We start from the raw sequence: 13190 nt of genomic DNA, 5'->3' as shown, positions 1-13190 counted from the left end.
ATCAAAGTTAACGAAGAAATCGAAATCGTTGGTATTAAAGAAACAACTAAAACAACTGTAACTGGTGTTGAGATGTTTAGAAAGCTTCTTGACGAAGGTAGAGCAGGTGATAACGTTGGTCTTCTTCTACGTGGTGTTAAGCGTGAAGAAGTAGAGCGTGGTCAGTGTCTAATCAAGCCAGGTTCAGTAAAGCCACACGCGAAATTTAACTGTGAAGTATATATCCTTTCAAAAGATGAAGGTGGACGTCACACTCCAATCTTCAAAGGTTATAGACCACAGTTCTACTTCAGAACAACAGACGTAACAGGTGATATTACACTTGCAGACGGTGTTGAAATGGTTATGCCAGGTGACAACACTTCTTTCGCAGTAGAGCTAATTACTCCAATCGCGATGGAAAAAGGTCTTAAGTTCGCAATCCGTGAGGGTGGTAGAACAATCGGTGCTGGTACAGTATCTGAAATTCTAGACTAATTTTTAGTTAAATACTGGGGTGATTTTTAAATCACCCCTTTTTTATGCTCAATATTTTGAATTGACGCGTAAAAAATATATGGCCTAGCGTAAAAATAATTTGACAATAGGCCCAAAAAAACAGTAAAAGTCAGGTTCAACTTTTAAAATTGATAATAGGATGAGTATGAAAGCTTCTAAGTTAAGAATTAAATTACGCGCATATGATCACAAGCTTCTAGATAGCTCAGTTGATGAGATCGTACAAACAGCTAAAGAGACAGGCGCAAGAGTAGCGGGTCCAATCCCATTACCAACAGAAATTAACAAGTTTACAGTTCTTAGAGGACCTCACAAAGATAAAAAATCTCGTGAGCAATTCGAAATGAGAACGCACAAGAGACTAATTGATATCGTTGATCCAACTCAACAAACTGTTGATAGCCTAATGAAGTTAGATCTATCAGCTGGTGTTGACGTAGAGATCAAGTACTAGTATAAACGAAAAAAATTTTTATTATTAACCATGCATGCATCTCTTGGAGAAGAGTGATGCTGTGGAGGCAAAATGACAGAAGAAACTCAAGCAGTTGAGACTACTGCTACTGTATCGCTTAATACTATCTATGGTGTTAAAGCTGGTATGACAAGAATCTTTGATGAAGCTGGGAATCACGTTCCAGTTACAGTTATCAAGTTAATTCCTAACAAAGTTACACAAGTTAAAACTTTAGACAAAGATGGTTACGAGGCTTACCAAGTAGGTTACTACGAAAAAAGAGAAAAGCTTGTAAACAAGCCAACTCAAGGTCACCTTAAAGCTGCTAATGTTGAAAATAACTTTGTAAAATTTGCAGAAGTTAGAACAGAAGGCGTAGATGCTGCTAACTTAGGTAAAGATCTATCTCTAGAGTCATTTGAAGCTTCTACATATGTTGATGTAACAGGTACATCAAAAGGTAAAGGGTTCCAAGGTCAAATGAAGCGTCACAACTTCAAAGGTGGACCTGCTACTCACGGTTCTAAGTTTCACAGACGTGGTGGTTCGATCGGTAACAGAGCGACTCCTGGTAAGGTTTGGAAGAACAAAAGAATGCCTGGTCACATGGGTTGTGACACAAAAACAATCCAAAACATCAAGGTTGTTGAAGTTAATCAAGATAAAGGATACATGCTACTTAAGGGATCAGTACCTGGTTCTAAAAATGGTTTTGTAAGAATTGCAAAAGCACTTAAGAAGTAATTGTAGGCTGAGGTAAGAAGTTATGAGTGATGTAACAGTATTAAATTCGAAATTTGAAAATGCAGGAACACTTACTGCTCCAGTAAGCTTAACTGCTGAAGATATTAATGTAGCGGCTGTTCACCAGGTTGTTAAAGCTACTCTAGCGGGAAGAAGACAAGGTAATGCTTGTGTTAAAGGTCGTTCAGATGTTAGCGGTGGTGGTGCAAAACCATTCAAGCAAAAAGGTACAGGTAGAGCAAGACAAGGTTCAATTAGATCGTCTCTTATGGTAGGCGGTGGAACTGTTCACGGTCCAAGCCCAAGAAGCTATGTTCAAAAAGTTAACAAGAAAATGGCAAAGGTTGCAATTCAATCTGTACTTGCTGACAAACTCCAAGCTGGAAAGTTGACAGTAGTAGATACAATTGAATCAACTGGTAAAACTAAAGAAATGTACACTCTATTAAATGGTAAGGGTTTACTTCCTGCTTTAGTAGTAACTGCTGATAAAAACTCACCAGCTCTTAGAGCAGTGAAGAACTTACAGTGGGGTAAAGGGATGGCCGTAGAAGGTTTCTCTGTATACGAAGCAGTAAAATTTGAAAACCTAGTTATCGAAAAGAGTGCATTAGAAACCCTATTAAATAAGTTGGTGTAGATTATGGCGACGTTAGAAAATGTATTAAAGAAACCACTTATCACTGAAAAGACTTCTGTTGCTACAGACAGCCAGAACCGTTTTGGTTTTGTAGTTGATCTTAAAGCAAACAAGCATCAAATCAAGAATGCTGTTGAAGCTCTATATGATGTGAAAGTTTTAAATGTAAAGACAAACATCACTCCAGGTAAAGTTAAAAGAGCTGGTAAAGGTGTAAAAAAGACTAGTAAATTCAAGAAGGCTTTCGTTCAATTAGCGGAAGGTCAAAAGATTGAATTTTTTAAAGGTGTTTAACTAGTTAGCTGAGGAAATTATGGGTATTAAAAGATTTAAACCAACAACTCCTTCACTAAGAAAGATGCAAGTCGTAAATAGTGATGAGTTAACAAAAGGTGTAAAGCCAGTTAAAGGCCTTACAGCTGTTAAGAAAAATTTTGCAGGTAGAAATAACTCTGGACGTATCACTGTTAGACACAGAGGTGGTGGAGTTAAGAGAAGATACAGAATTATTGATTTCAAAAGAAATAAAACAGATATCCCTGCAACTGTTCAAGCGATCTCTTACGATCCGAACAGAACTTGTAATATTGCACTTATCGCTTACTTAGACGGTGAAAAAAGCTACATCCTAGCTCCACTTGGTCTAAAAGTTGGTGATAAGGTAATCGCTTCTGCAGATGCAGATATTAAAGTAGGAAATGCTAAGAAGCTTAAGGACATTCCAGTTGGTACTCTTGTACACAACGTAGAAATGTACCCAGGAGCTGGTGGTCAGCTAGCACGTTCTGCTGGTTCTTACGTTCAAATTATGGCTAAAGAAGGTCGTTTTGCTCTTCTTAGAATGCCATCAGGTGAGCTTAGAAAAGTTGAAGTTGATTGTGTAGCAACAATCGGTCAAGTTGGTAATCTTGATCATGAAAAACGTAACATTGGTAAAGCTGGACGTAAGAGAAAGCTTGGTTTCAGACCAACTGTACGTGGTGTTGCTATGAACCCAGTTGATCACCCACACGGTGGTGGTGAAGGTAGAACTTCAGGTGGACGTCATCCAGTATCACCATGGGGAACACCAACTAAGGGTTACAAGACTAGAACTAATAAGAGAACTGATAAGTTCATCGTTAAGAGAAGAAAGTAGTAGGAGATTAATATGGCCCGTTCATTAAAAAAAGGTCCATTTGTTGATATTAGCTTAATGAAAAAAGCTCTACAAATGCAAGAAGAAGGTAACAAAGGTAACAAAGTGATCAAGACTTGGTCTAGAAGATCAACTATTGTTCCTGAGTTCATCGGACTTACTTTTGCCGTTCACAACGGAAAAAAATTCATACCGGTTTATGTAACAGATAACATGATTGGACATAAATTAGGTGAATTTGCACTAACTAGAACATACTTCGGTCACGGTGCAGATAAGAAAGCTAAGAAGAGATAGTAAAGTTAGAGTTGAATAAGGAGAGGTCAGATGGCCATTACAGTTAGAAACAGTAGAGTTGGTATCGCACCAAGAAAAGTAAGACAGGTTTGCGATCTAATTAGAAAGAAGAAAGCTTCTGAAGCGCTAAAAATCTTACGCTTCCAAGAGAAGAAAGAAATTGCACTTGTTTTAACAAAATTAATTAATAGTGGATTAGCTATCGCAGCTGATTCTGAGAAGTATGATCTAGATAACCTAGTTATCGGTACAATTAAAGCGGACGAAGGTCCAACTTTAAAGCGTATTCAGCCAAGAGCTCAAGGTCGTGCGTTCAGAATTAGAAAAAGAACTAGTCACATAACAGTTGAACTAAAAGAAGCATAGGATAAATTATGGGACAAAAAGTACATCCATACGGTTTTAGATTAGGTTATATTAAGTCATGGCATTCAAACTGGTTTGCTAACGATAGAGAATACGGTGAAACACTTCACGAAGATCTAGCGATTAGAAACTACATTGAAAAAAACATGAAAAATGCTTCTGTAGCTAATATCGAATTATCAAGAACTTCAAACCAGGTTAAAGTAACTGTTTATACAGCTAAGCCAGGTGTTGCTATTGGTAAAAAAGGTGCAGGAATTGAGAAAATTAGAAACGACCTTAAGAAACTTACTAAAGGTACACTAATCTTCAATATTGCAGAAGTTAAGAGACCAGATGCGGAAGCTAAGTTAATCGCGGAAAACATTGCAGGTCAGCTTGAAAAACGTGTAGCTTTCAGAAGAGCAATGAAGAAAGTTATGCAGTCAGCATTCAGAGCTGGTGTAAAAGGTATCCGTGTTAGAACAGCAGGACGTCTTGGCGGAGCTGAGATGGCAAGAGCTGAAGGTTATACAGAAAGAAAAGTTCCACTACATACTCTTAGAGCAGACATTGATTACAATACTGCTGAAGCTCACACTACATACGGTGTTATCGGTGTAAAAGTTTGGGTTTACAAAGGTGAGATCTATAAGTAGTAGGAAATTCGTTAGTGAATTTATTTTATTGAGGTAAATATGTTAAGTCCAAAGAAAGTAAAGTGGCGTAAGCAGCAGAAAGGAAGAATGAAGGGTAAGGCGAACCGTGGAAATACTATCACGTTCGGTGAATTTGCTATACAAGCCCTATCATGTGGGTATATAACTAACCGTCAAATTGAAGCTGCCCGTATTGCAATGACAAGAAAGATCAAAAGAGGTGGTAACGTTTGGATCAAGATCTTCCCAGATAAGGTCCTTACTAAGAAGCCAGCTGAAGTTCGTATGGGGAAAGGTAAAGGTTCTCCAGATTCTTGGGTTGCAGTTGTAAAACCAGGAAGAGTAATGTTTGAAATCAAGCACATCGATCCTGAGCTAAGTAAACAAGCACTTAAGCTTGCAATGTATAAACTACCTGTAAAGACTAGAATTATTTCTAGAGAGCAGCAGGAACTTTAAATCGTTAAGAGGAAGTTATGCAAAAGTTAGAATACAAAGATATAAGCGGTTTAAGCGGTAAAGAAATTGATGCAAAAGTAGCTGAAATGAGAAGAGCGATTTTTGATATCAACATGTCTAAAACGACAAGTGGTATCGAAAAACCTCATGAGCTAAAACTTGCAAAAAAGAATATTGCTAAATTATTAACAGCAAAAAATGCTAAAGGTGAGTAACCATGAGTACAAATACGTTTAAGAGAAAGCTAGATGGTGTAGTTGTTTCTGTAAAGAATGAAAATACAGTTGTTGTGAATGTTGCTAGACGTTTCAAGCACCCTGTTTACAGCAAATTCGTTACAAAAACTAAAAAGTACCACGCTCATAACGTAAGTTTAGAAGCGAATCTAGGTGACAATGTAACAATTATTGAAAGTAAACCTTATTCAAAACTCAAAAAGTGGGAACTGTTAAAGGTAAATAAGTAGGGCTTAATAAGCCTATTTTAGGAGTTAGTAATGATCCAAATGCAAACTAAGTTAGAAGTTGCTGATAACTCTGGAGCTAAAGAAGTAAAGTGTATCAAGGTTCTTGGTGGTTCAAAAAGAATGAACGCAAATCTTGGTGACATTATTGTTGTAGCAGTTCAGCAAGCACTACCAGGTGGAAAAATTAAAAAGGGTGATGTTAAGAAAGCGGTTATCGTTAGAACTAAGTACCCAATTAGAAGAGAAGACGGTTCATACATCAGATTTGATAAGAACAGCGTTGTAATACTAAATAATAACAATGAACCAGTAGGGACACGTATTTTTGGTCCTGTTGCGAGAGAGTTAAGAAACAAGAGCTTTACGAAGATCTGTTCTTTAGCGCCAGAAGTTCTTTAATCAAGGTTCAGTGAGGAAGTTATGCAAAAGCTAAAAGTTAATGATAATGTTGTAGTTTTAACAGGTAAAGACAGAGGCAAAACTGGTGAAGTTAAGAAAATCAACTTCAAGACCAAAGTTGTTTATGTTGGTGGTGTTAATCTAGTAAAGAAAGCAATTAAACCAACTCAAGAGAACCCAGCTGGTGGTATCGTAGACATTGAAGCACCACTTCACATCTCAAATGTTGCTGTAGTTAGCCCAAAAACAAATAAGGCTACTAGAGTAAAAATTGAAGAAAAAGATGGTAAGAAGGTTAGAGTCGCTGTGTCTTGTGGATCAGTACTGAGTTAAGGATAGAGGCAAAAATGAGCAGATTCAGAAAACTATATAATGACGAAATTAAAAATAAAATGACTGAGAAGTTTGGTTATAAGAATGTTAACCAAATTCCTAAGCTAGAAAAGATAGTAGTTAACTGTTGTACAAGAGACGCAGTAACTAACTCTAAAGTTGTTCAGTCGATTGTTAACGATCTTGGTACTATTACTGGTCAAAAGCCAGTTGTAGCTAAGGCTAGAAAATCAGTTGCTGGTTTCAAAATCAGAGAAGGTATGGCCTTAGGTGCAAACGTTACTCTTCGTGGTGATAGAATGTACGAATTCCTTGATAGACTTGTTAACATCACTCTTCCAAGAGTTCGTGACTTTAGAGGTGTTTCTTCTAAAGGTTTTGATGGAAAAGGTAACTACACTTTAGGTTTAAAAGAGCAGATTATTTTCCCAGAAATTTCTTACGATCAAATTGATAAAGTAAGAGGTCTAGGAATCTCAATCGTAACTACTGCTGGAAACAACGAAGAAGGTAGAGAGCTTCTAAACCTTTTTGGTATGCCTTTTAACAAGTAATTGAGGATAATGTAATGGCTAGAAAAGCGAAAATTGAAAGTAACAAAAAAAGAGCTAAGCTTGCTGAAAAATACGGTACTTTAAGAAAAGAACTTAAAGCTGCTATTATCAATGAAAATCTTTCTGACGAAGAAAGATTCGAAGCGATGATCAAGCTACAGAAACTACCAAGAAATTCAGCTGCAATTAGAGTAAGAAATAGATGTGAATTAACTGGTCGTCCACGTGCTTTCTATAGAAAGTTCAAACTATCAAGAATTCAATTTAGAGAGTTAGCACTTAGAGGAATGATCCCTGGTGTAACTAAGTCAAGCTGGTAATGGTTGAGGAGACGAAATTATGATGACTGATCCTATTGCAGATATGTTAACAAGAATTAGAAATGCAATTAATGCTGGACACGATAGAGTGGAATTTCCAGCTTCGAAAATGAAAGCAGGTGTTTGTAAAGTTATGAAAGACGAAGGTTATATTCGTTCATTCAAAATTATTGCAAAGAGCCAATCAGATATTAGAATCAAAGTATTACTTAAAGACGACGCTATCGTAGGTCTTGAGAGAGTTTCTAAACCAGGTCTTAGACAGTACCGTGGTTACAAGGACATCTCTAGAGTTATTAGTGGTCTAGGTACTTCAATCCTATCAACTTCTAAAGGAATTATTTCTGATAGAGAAGCGAGAGCGACTAAAGTTGGTGGTGAAGTAATCTGTAATATTTGGTAGTAGGGAGCGAGTAATGTCACGTGTAGGAAAAAACCCGGTAGTAGTTCCTGAGAAAGTTCAGGTTACAATAAATGGTACAAATGTATCAGTTAAAGGACCTAAAGGTGAGCTAGAGTACACTTTCAATGATAGAGTGACTTTTGCACAAGAAGGTAATGAAATTAAAGTAACTCCTGTTGATGAGTCTAAAAAGTCTCGTGCAATGTGGGGTACAGCAAGACAAATCGTTTTCAACATGGTAACTGGTGTTACTGATGGATTTGTTAGAAAGCTAGAATTCAACGGTGTTGGTTATAAGGCAGCTGTTAGTGGTGATACATTAACTCTTAACCTTGGATACTCACATCCAATTGAATATGTTCTTCCAGAAGGTGTAGCAGCGAAAGTTGCTGGTAAAGAAATCGAACTAACTGGTAGCAACAAAGAACTAGTTGGATTTGCTGCTGCAAAGATCCGTTCATTCAGACCACCAGAGCCATATAAAGGTAAAGGTGTTAAATACGCTGAAGAAACAATCGTAAGAAAAGCTGGTAAATCTGGCGGTAAGTAATAAAAAGTAGCCTGAGAATGGCCCGCAGTGAGGGCCTAGGGTGAGGAGTTTAAAATGATTAGAAAGCCTTATGGTAAAGCTGGTAAAGCAAGTACAGCTAGAAAAATTAGAAGAAAACTTGCTATCCGTAAGAAAGTAAACGGAACATCTGAGAGACCACGTCTATCAGTTAACCGTACAAACAAGCACATCACAGTTCAAGTAATTGACGATGTTGCTAACAAGACACTTTTCAGTGTTCAAACTTATGGTAAAAATGCTGTTGAAGGAAAAAGCAATATTGCTGGTGCAACGCTTGTTGGTGCAAAACTTGCTGAAAACCTAAAGTCTAACAATATTTCAACTGCTGTATTCGACAGAAACGGACTTAGATACCACGGTGTAATCAAGGCTGTTGTTGAAGCTGCTAGAGAAAATGGAATTCAAATTTAGGAGTAAGTGATGACTGAAGAAAATAAAAGCGTTGAAAAAACAGTAAAAGCAGAACCAAAGAAAAGACAAGCTTCTAAAAAAGCTCCAGCGAAAAAGCGTCAAGCTAGCTCAATGGACGTTGAACTTGAAGAAAGAGTTGTTGCTGTAAATAGAGTTGCAAAGGTTATGAAGGGTGGTAGAAGATTTTCTTTCAGTGCTCTAATGATCGTTGGTGATAAAAATGGTCGCGTAGGTTACGGTCTTGGTAAAGCTAAGGAAGTTCCAGAAGCAATCAGAAAAGCTACTCAAGCTGCACAAAAAAGCATGATTTCAGTACCAGTAGATGCAGGAACTATTCCTCACTCAGTACTAGGTGAATTTGATGCTGGTAAGATTCTATTCAAACCTGCTGCAGAAGGTACAGGGGTTAAGGCTGCTGGTGCATGTCGTTCAATCCTTGAACTTGCTGGTGTTAAAGACGTTCTAACGAAGTCTTTAAGAGGTAACAACCCACATAATATCGTTAAGGCAACTTTTGACGCTCTTAAGCAATTAAGATCTGTAGAAGAAGTAGCTAAGGCACGTGGTAAAGAAGCTAAAGGCTTAAGAATTAAAGGTTAATTGAGGTTGATATGACAGCGAAAACAATTACAGTAACATTAAAGAAAAGTACTATTAAATGTACTGAAAAGCAGAAAGCTACAGTAAGAGGCCTAGGTCTAAGAAAAACTGGAACTTCAAGAACTTTAGAAAACACTTCTGCTGTTAGAGGGATGATCAAGAAGGTAATTCACCTTTTAGACATTCAAGAATAAGCGGTATTAGTTGATTAAGAGGTAAATATGTTAACTTTAAATAACTTAAAAAGTCCAAAAGGTGCACATAAAAACATTAAGAGAATTGGTCGTGGACAAGGTTCAGGTCAAGGTACTCAAGCTGGTAAAGGGCACAAGGGTCAAAAGGCTCGTGCTGGTGGCGGTGTAAGAACTGGTTTCGAAGGTGGAGCAATGCCACTTTACATGCGTCTACCAAAAAGAGGTTTCTCTAATGCACCATTTAAAACTGAGTATGCTGAGGTATCTCTTGCTACATTAGAAGCTAAATTTGATGGCGGAGACGTTACAAAAGAAGCTCTAATTGAGAAAGGTATCCTTAAGGGTGCAGATAAAAGACGTCCAGTGAAAATTCTTGCTAACGGAGAGCTTTCAAAATCGTTAAATTTTGTTAATATTGAAAAGTTTTCTAAAGGTGCTCAAGAAGCAATCGAGAAAGCTGGCGGAAAAATAGCAACAAAATAGATAAAAGGATCGTCTGATGTCAAACGCTCAAGGAAAACTTGAAGAGCTTAAGAAAAAAGTCTTTTTTACTTTTTTATTATTAGTAGTATATAGATTGGTTGCGCAAATTCCTGTACCAGGAGTTGATGCGCAGGCGATCTCTTCTTATTTTGCGGAAGCTGGTGGGGGAAGTCTTTTTGACCTTATCAACACTTTTAGTGGTGGTGCCTTCAAGCGTTTCTCAGTTTTAGCACTGGGGATTATGCCGTATATTACTACTTCAATCATCTTTTCTCTTTTAGGTGAGGTTATACCTCAAATCCAAGAGCTACAAGAAGACTCAGAAGGTAACAAAAAAATTCAAAAGTGGACTAGGTATGCAACAGTAATTCTCTGTTGCATACAAGGTTACTCAATGGCTGCTGTGTTTGAGACATTTGTTTCTCCTGGTGGTGCTAGAGTTATCCCTGAACCAGGTATGCTTTTCAGAATTGTAACAATGATCACTCTGGCTGCAGGAACAATGTTCTTACTTTGGCTTGGTGAGCGTATTACAGAATTTGGTTTAGAAAATGGTGTTTCTCTTATTATCTTCGCAGGTATTGCAGTTGAGCTACCTTCTGAAGTTATTCAAAAGATTACACTATTTAGAAACGGTGAAATGGGTGGACTTGAACTACTTACTTTCGTGGCCGTAATTGTCGTTGCATTCTTTGTTGTTGCATTCATCGAAAGGGCTTTCAGAGCCGTTCCGGTTCAATATGCTAAGCGTGTTGTTAATAATAGAGTGTATGGTGGAAATCAGACACTTCCGATGAGAGTTGATACAGGTGGAGTTATGCCTCCGATCTTAGCTTCTTCTCTGCTAGCAGCGCCTGCAACTTTTGCTACTTTTATCCCTGCAGACAGTGTGTTCAAACCATACTTTGATACAATTCAACAAAGTTTGGCACCAGGGCAAATTTTATTTAATATTCTTTTTGCAACTCTGATTGTGTATATGACTTATTTCTATGCACCAATCCAATTCAAAACGAAGAAGATTTCAGAAATGTTACAAAAGAATAATGCTTTTATCCCAGGTATTAGACCAGGTGATAAAACAAAAGAATATTTAGACACGTTATTAAATCGTTTATCATTTTTTGGCGCTCTATTCTTAATCGTTGTTTGTATTGTTCCTTCACTAATCACAGGGGCTCAGACAAGATTTGGTGGTACATCAATGCTAATCTTAGTATCTGTATCTGTTAGAGTTATGATGAATGTTCAATCGTTTATGTTTGCTGATAAGTATGAGATGTCATACAAATCTAAAGGTAAATATAACGGTAACAATAGAAGGTTCTAATCCATGGCACCACAACTAATTTTAATTGGAGCTCCTGGATCAGGAAAAGGTACTCAAGCTAAGAATATAGTTTCAGAGCTTGGGTACACACATGTTTCTACTGGCGATTTATTAAGAGCAGAAGTTGCTAAAGAGTCTGACCTTGGTCGTAAAATTAAAGCGGTCATGGATTCAGGTGAATTAGTAAGTGATGAATTAGTATTAGATCTTCTAAAGGCTAATTGTGCTGTTGAGAAATCAACATATATTTTTGATGGTTATCCAAGAAACCTTGTTCAAGCAAAGGATTTAGATAGTGCCCTACTTGGTGGAGTACAGTCTAAAGCAATTTACTTTGACATTGCACTAGATACTTTAGTGGAGAGAATTGTTAATAGACGTGTAGCTCCTGTTAGTGGTGAGATTTACAATCTAAAAACAAAGCCACCAAAAGTTGAAGGTAAGTGTGATGTTTCTGGAGAGGACCTTGTGCATCGTAAAGATGATAACGAGGATACAGTAAGGACTAGAATGAAGGTTTTTACTGACAATATCGAGCCAGTTCTTGAGTACTATGAGTCTCAGGGACGCCTTGTTAGAGTAGACGCTACAAAAGGGCTTGATGAGATTTTTGAAGAAATTAAAAAAATTGTTAAATAATTTATTATATAAGTAATTCGTCTTGCAATATGGCCCTGAGTCATATATAAGCAATTACTTTAGGTTTTGTATTATATGAGTAATCAGGAAACGATTGAAGTTGAAGGTGAAGTTACTGAACTTCTTCCTAACACTAAATTTAAGGTTAAATTACCGAATGGACATTCTGTTATTGCCCACATTAGTGGAAAGATGAGAATGCACTTTATAAAGATTTTACCTGGAGATAAGGTACTTGTTGAGATTAGCAAGTATGACTTAACGAAGGGCCGAATTACATATAGAAGTAAAAAACGCTAGTGTAGAATTTACGAGGTTGTTATGAAAGTTAGAGCATCTGTAAAGCCGATGTGCAAAGATTGTAAAGTTATTAAAAGAAGAGGCGTACTTAGAGTTGTATGTAAGCAACCTAAGCACAAACAAAGACAAGGTTAATCATAGGAAAGGAGTGTAGCTATGGCGAGAATTCTTGGTGTTGATATTCCTAGAAATAAGGTAATGAAAATTGCCCTTCAGTCAATTTACGGTGTAGGACCGAAAGTGGCTCAGGAAGTATTAGAAAAAACAAACATCGATTCAAACAAAAATTCAAACGAACTAACTGAAGAAGAAGCAAACGAAATCAGACTTCTTCTTGAAAGTGAGTACACTGTAGAAGGTGACTTACGTAGAGAAGTTGGTCTTAACATTAAACGACTAAAAGACTTAGGTTGTTACAGAGGGATCAGACATAGAAAAGGTCTTCCTGTAAGAGGTCAAAGAACTTCTACAAATGCTCGTACTCGTAAGGGGCCAGCTGTTGCAATCGCAGGTAAGAAGTCTATTAAGTCAATGAAGTAATTGTTAGGAGTTAATGATGGTTAAGAAAACAGCTTCAAAGAAAAAAGTTAAAAAGAATATTTCGAGAGGTATTGCTCACATTCAATGCTCTTTCAATAATACAATCGTTACGTTCACAGATATGAACGGTAACGCTATTTCATGGGCTTCTGCTGGTCAATTAGGATTCAGAGGGTCTAAGAAATCGACTCCATTCGCGGCACAGATGGCTTCTATGGAAGCAGCTAAAAAGGCTATGGAGCACGGACTATCTACTGTTGAAGTAAGAGTTAAAGGTCCGGGTGCAGGTAGAGAAAATGCTGTAAGAGCATTTATCGCTGCAGGCCTTAAAATCACTTCTGTTGCTGACAGGTCACCAATTCCACACAATGGATGTCGTGCACCGAAAAGAAGAAGAGTATAATTTTATA

28 protein-coding genes are annotated in these 13190 nt (G+C 37.3%); all 28 read left to right on the top strand.

Annotated features, from left to right (window positions below; translation table 11 throughout):
• Window positions 1-477, top strand: a 477-nt coding sequence (locus ACMAYS_RS08450) for an EF-Tu/IF-2/RF-3 family GTPase (protein WP_392990455.1), incomplete at its 5' end; no start/stop codon positions are given.
• Between the two features lie 166 nt (window positions 478-643).
• Window positions 644-952, top strand: coding sequence for a 30S ribosomal protein S10 (rpsJ, locus tag ACMAYS_RS08445; protein ID WP_021265868.1), 309 nt, complete (start codon window positions 644-646; stop codon window positions 950-952).
• 72 nt (window positions 953-1024) lie between these two features.
• Window positions 1025-1699, top strand: a complete 675-nt coding sequence (gene rplC, locus ACMAYS_RS08440; RefSeq protein ID WP_021265983.1) for a 50S ribosomal protein L3 — start codon at window positions 1025-1027, stop codon at window positions 1697-1699.
• Window positions 1700-1721: 22 nt separating this feature from the next.
• Complete coding sequence (gene rplD, locus ACMAYS_RS08435) at window positions 1722-2339, top strand: 50S ribosomal protein L4 (protein ID WP_103219249.1); 618 nt, start codon at window positions 1722-1724, stop codon at window positions 2337-2339.
• Between the two features lie 3 nt (window positions 2340-2342).
• Entirely contained in the window at window positions 2343-2633 is a 291-nt protein-coding gene (gene rplW / locus ACMAYS_RS08430) for a 50S ribosomal protein L23 (protein ID WP_103219250.1), read from the top strand.
• Window positions 2634-2652: 19 nt separating this feature from the next.
• Window positions 2653-3477: a 50S ribosomal protein L2 gene (gene rplB / locus ACMAYS_RS08425; protein ID WP_103219251.1), complete on the top strand. Its 825-nt coding sequence runs from the start codon at window positions 2653-2655 to the stop codon at window positions 3475-3477.
• Window positions 3478-3489: 12 nt separating this feature from the next.
• Entirely contained in the window at window positions 3490-3774 is a 285-nt protein-coding gene (gene rpsS / locus ACMAYS_RS08420; RefSeq protein WP_021266332.1) for a 30S ribosomal protein S19, read from the top strand.
• A 30-nt stretch (window positions 3775-3804) separates the two neighbouring features.
• Window positions 3805-4140, top strand: coding sequence for a 50S ribosomal protein L22 (gene rplV, locus ACMAYS_RS08415; protein ID WP_103219252.1), 336 nt, complete (start codon window positions 3805-3807; stop codon window positions 4138-4140).
• A gap of 8 nt (window positions 4141-4148) precedes the next feature.
• Window positions 4149-4778, top strand: a complete 630-nt coding sequence (gene rpsC, locus ACMAYS_RS08410; RefSeq protein WP_021265986.1) for a 30S ribosomal protein S3 — start codon at window positions 4149-4151, stop codon at window positions 4776-4778.
• Between the two features lie 39 nt (window positions 4779-4817).
• Window positions 4818-5237 (top strand): 50S ribosomal protein L16, encoded by a 420-nt coding sequence (rplP, locus tag ACMAYS_RS08405; protein ID WP_021266311.1) that lies wholly within the window; start codon window positions 4818-4820, stop codon window positions 5235-5237.
• Between the two features lie 17 nt (window positions 5238-5254).
• A complete protein-coding gene (gene rpmC, locus ACMAYS_RS08400; RefSeq protein ID WP_103219253.1) occupies window positions 5255-5452 on the top strand; it encodes a 50S ribosomal protein L29 in 198 nt (65 codons plus the stop codon).
• Between the two features lie 2 nt (window positions 5453-5454).
• A complete protein-coding gene (gene rpsQ / locus ACMAYS_RS08395; RefSeq protein WP_021266428.1) occupies window positions 5455-5703 on the top strand; it encodes a 30S ribosomal protein S17 in 249 nt (82 codons plus the stop codon).
• A gap of 30 nt (window positions 5704-5733) precedes the next feature.
• Window positions 5734-6102 (top strand): 50S ribosomal protein L14, encoded by a 369-nt coding sequence (gene rplN / locus ACMAYS_RS08390; RefSeq protein WP_103219254.1) that lies wholly within the window; start codon window positions 5734-5736, stop codon window positions 6100-6102.
• 21 nt (window positions 6103-6123) lie between these two features.
• Complete coding sequence (gene rplX, locus ACMAYS_RS08385) at window positions 6124-6435, top strand: 50S ribosomal protein L24 (RefSeq protein WP_103219255.1); 312 nt, start codon at window positions 6124-6126, stop codon at window positions 6433-6435.
• 14 nt (window positions 6436-6449) lie between these two features.
• A complete protein-coding gene (gene rplE / locus ACMAYS_RS08380) occupies window positions 6450-6989 on the top strand; it encodes a 50S ribosomal protein L5 (protein ID WP_103219256.1) in 540 nt (179 codons plus the stop codon).
• Window positions 6990-7003: 14 nt separating this feature from the next.
• Window positions 7004-7309, top strand: a complete 306-nt coding sequence (rpsN, locus tag ACMAYS_RS08375) for a 30S ribosomal protein S14 (protein WP_103219257.1) — start codon at window positions 7004-7006, stop codon at window positions 7307-7309.
• 22 nt (window positions 7310-7331) lie between these two features.
• Window positions 7332-7712, top strand: coding sequence for a 30S ribosomal protein S8 (rpsH, locus tag ACMAYS_RS08370; RefSeq protein ID WP_040313878.1), 381 nt, complete (start codon window positions 7332-7334; stop codon window positions 7710-7712).
• 13 nt (window positions 7713-7725) lie between these two features.
• Complete coding sequence (gene rplF / locus ACMAYS_RS08365; RefSeq protein WP_103219258.1) at window positions 7726-8262, top strand: 50S ribosomal protein L6; 537 nt, start codon at window positions 7726-7728, stop codon at window positions 8260-8262.
• A 54-nt stretch (window positions 8263-8316) separates the two neighbouring features.
• Window positions 8317-8694 (top strand): 50S ribosomal protein L18, encoded by a 378-nt coding sequence (gene rplR, locus ACMAYS_RS08360; RefSeq protein WP_146037929.1) that lies wholly within the window; start codon window positions 8317-8319, stop codon window positions 8692-8694.
• Window positions 8695-8805: 111 nt separating this feature from the next.
• Window positions 8806-9294: a 30S ribosomal protein S5 gene (rpsE, locus tag ACMAYS_RS08355; protein ID WP_233189739.1), complete on the top strand. Its 489-nt coding sequence runs from the start codon at window positions 8806-8808 to the stop codon at window positions 9292-9294.
• 11 nt (window positions 9295-9305) lie between these two features.
• The gene (gene rpmD / locus ACMAYS_RS08350; protein ID WP_103219260.1) at window positions 9306-9488 is read left to right on the top strand and encodes a 50S ribosomal protein L30; all 183 of its coding nucleotides are present in this window, start codon (window positions 9306-9308) and stop codon (window positions 9486-9488) included.
• Between the two features lie 27 nt (window positions 9489-9515).
• Window positions 9516-9971, top strand: coding sequence for a 50S ribosomal protein L15 (gene rplO / locus ACMAYS_RS08345; RefSeq protein WP_103219261.1), 456 nt, complete (start codon window positions 9516-9518; stop codon window positions 9969-9971).
• A gap of 16 nt (window positions 9972-9987) precedes the next feature.
• Window positions 9988-11301: a preprotein translocase subunit SecY gene (gene secY, locus ACMAYS_RS08340; RefSeq protein WP_103219262.1), complete on the top strand. Its 1314-nt coding sequence runs from the start codon at window positions 9988-9990 to the stop codon at window positions 11299-11301.
• 3 nt (window positions 11302-11304) lie between these two features.
• Window positions 11305-11940: an adenylate kinase gene (locus ACMAYS_RS08335; protein ID WP_103219263.1), complete on the top strand. Its 636-nt coding sequence runs from the start codon at window positions 11305-11307 to the stop codon at window positions 11938-11940.
• A 75-nt stretch (window positions 11941-12015) separates the two neighbouring features.
• Window positions 12016-12240, top strand: a complete 225-nt coding sequence (infA, locus tag ACMAYS_RS08330) for a translation initiation factor IF-1 (protein ID WP_021266177.1) — start codon at window positions 12016-12018, stop codon at window positions 12238-12240.
• Between the two features lie 21 nt (window positions 12241-12261).
• Window positions 12262-12375, top strand: a complete 114-nt coding sequence (rpmJ, locus tag ACMAYS_RS08325) for a 50S ribosomal protein L36 (RefSeq protein WP_021266475.1) — start codon at window positions 12262-12264, stop codon at window positions 12373-12375.
• A 21-nt stretch (window positions 12376-12396) separates the two neighbouring features.
• Complete coding sequence (gene rpsM / locus ACMAYS_RS08320) at window positions 12397-12780, top strand: 30S ribosomal protein S13 (protein WP_103219264.1); 384 nt, start codon at window positions 12397-12399, stop codon at window positions 12778-12780.
• A 16-nt stretch (window positions 12781-12796) separates the two neighbouring features.
• A complete protein-coding gene (rpsK, locus tag ACMAYS_RS08315; RefSeq protein WP_021266246.1) occupies window positions 12797-13183 on the top strand; it encodes a 30S ribosomal protein S11 in 387 nt (128 codons plus the stop codon).
• Window positions 13184-13190: the final 7 nt, after the last annotated feature.

The organism is Halobacteriovorax sp. RT-2-6, from assembly GCF_047085025.1.
Taxonomy (GTDB): Bacteria; Bdellovibrionota; Bacteriovoracia; order Bacteriovoracales; family Bacteriovoracaceae; genus Halobacteriovorax_A.
Note: the sequence above shows the minus strand (reverse complement) of the source record. Positions and strands in the feature narration are given on the sequence as shown.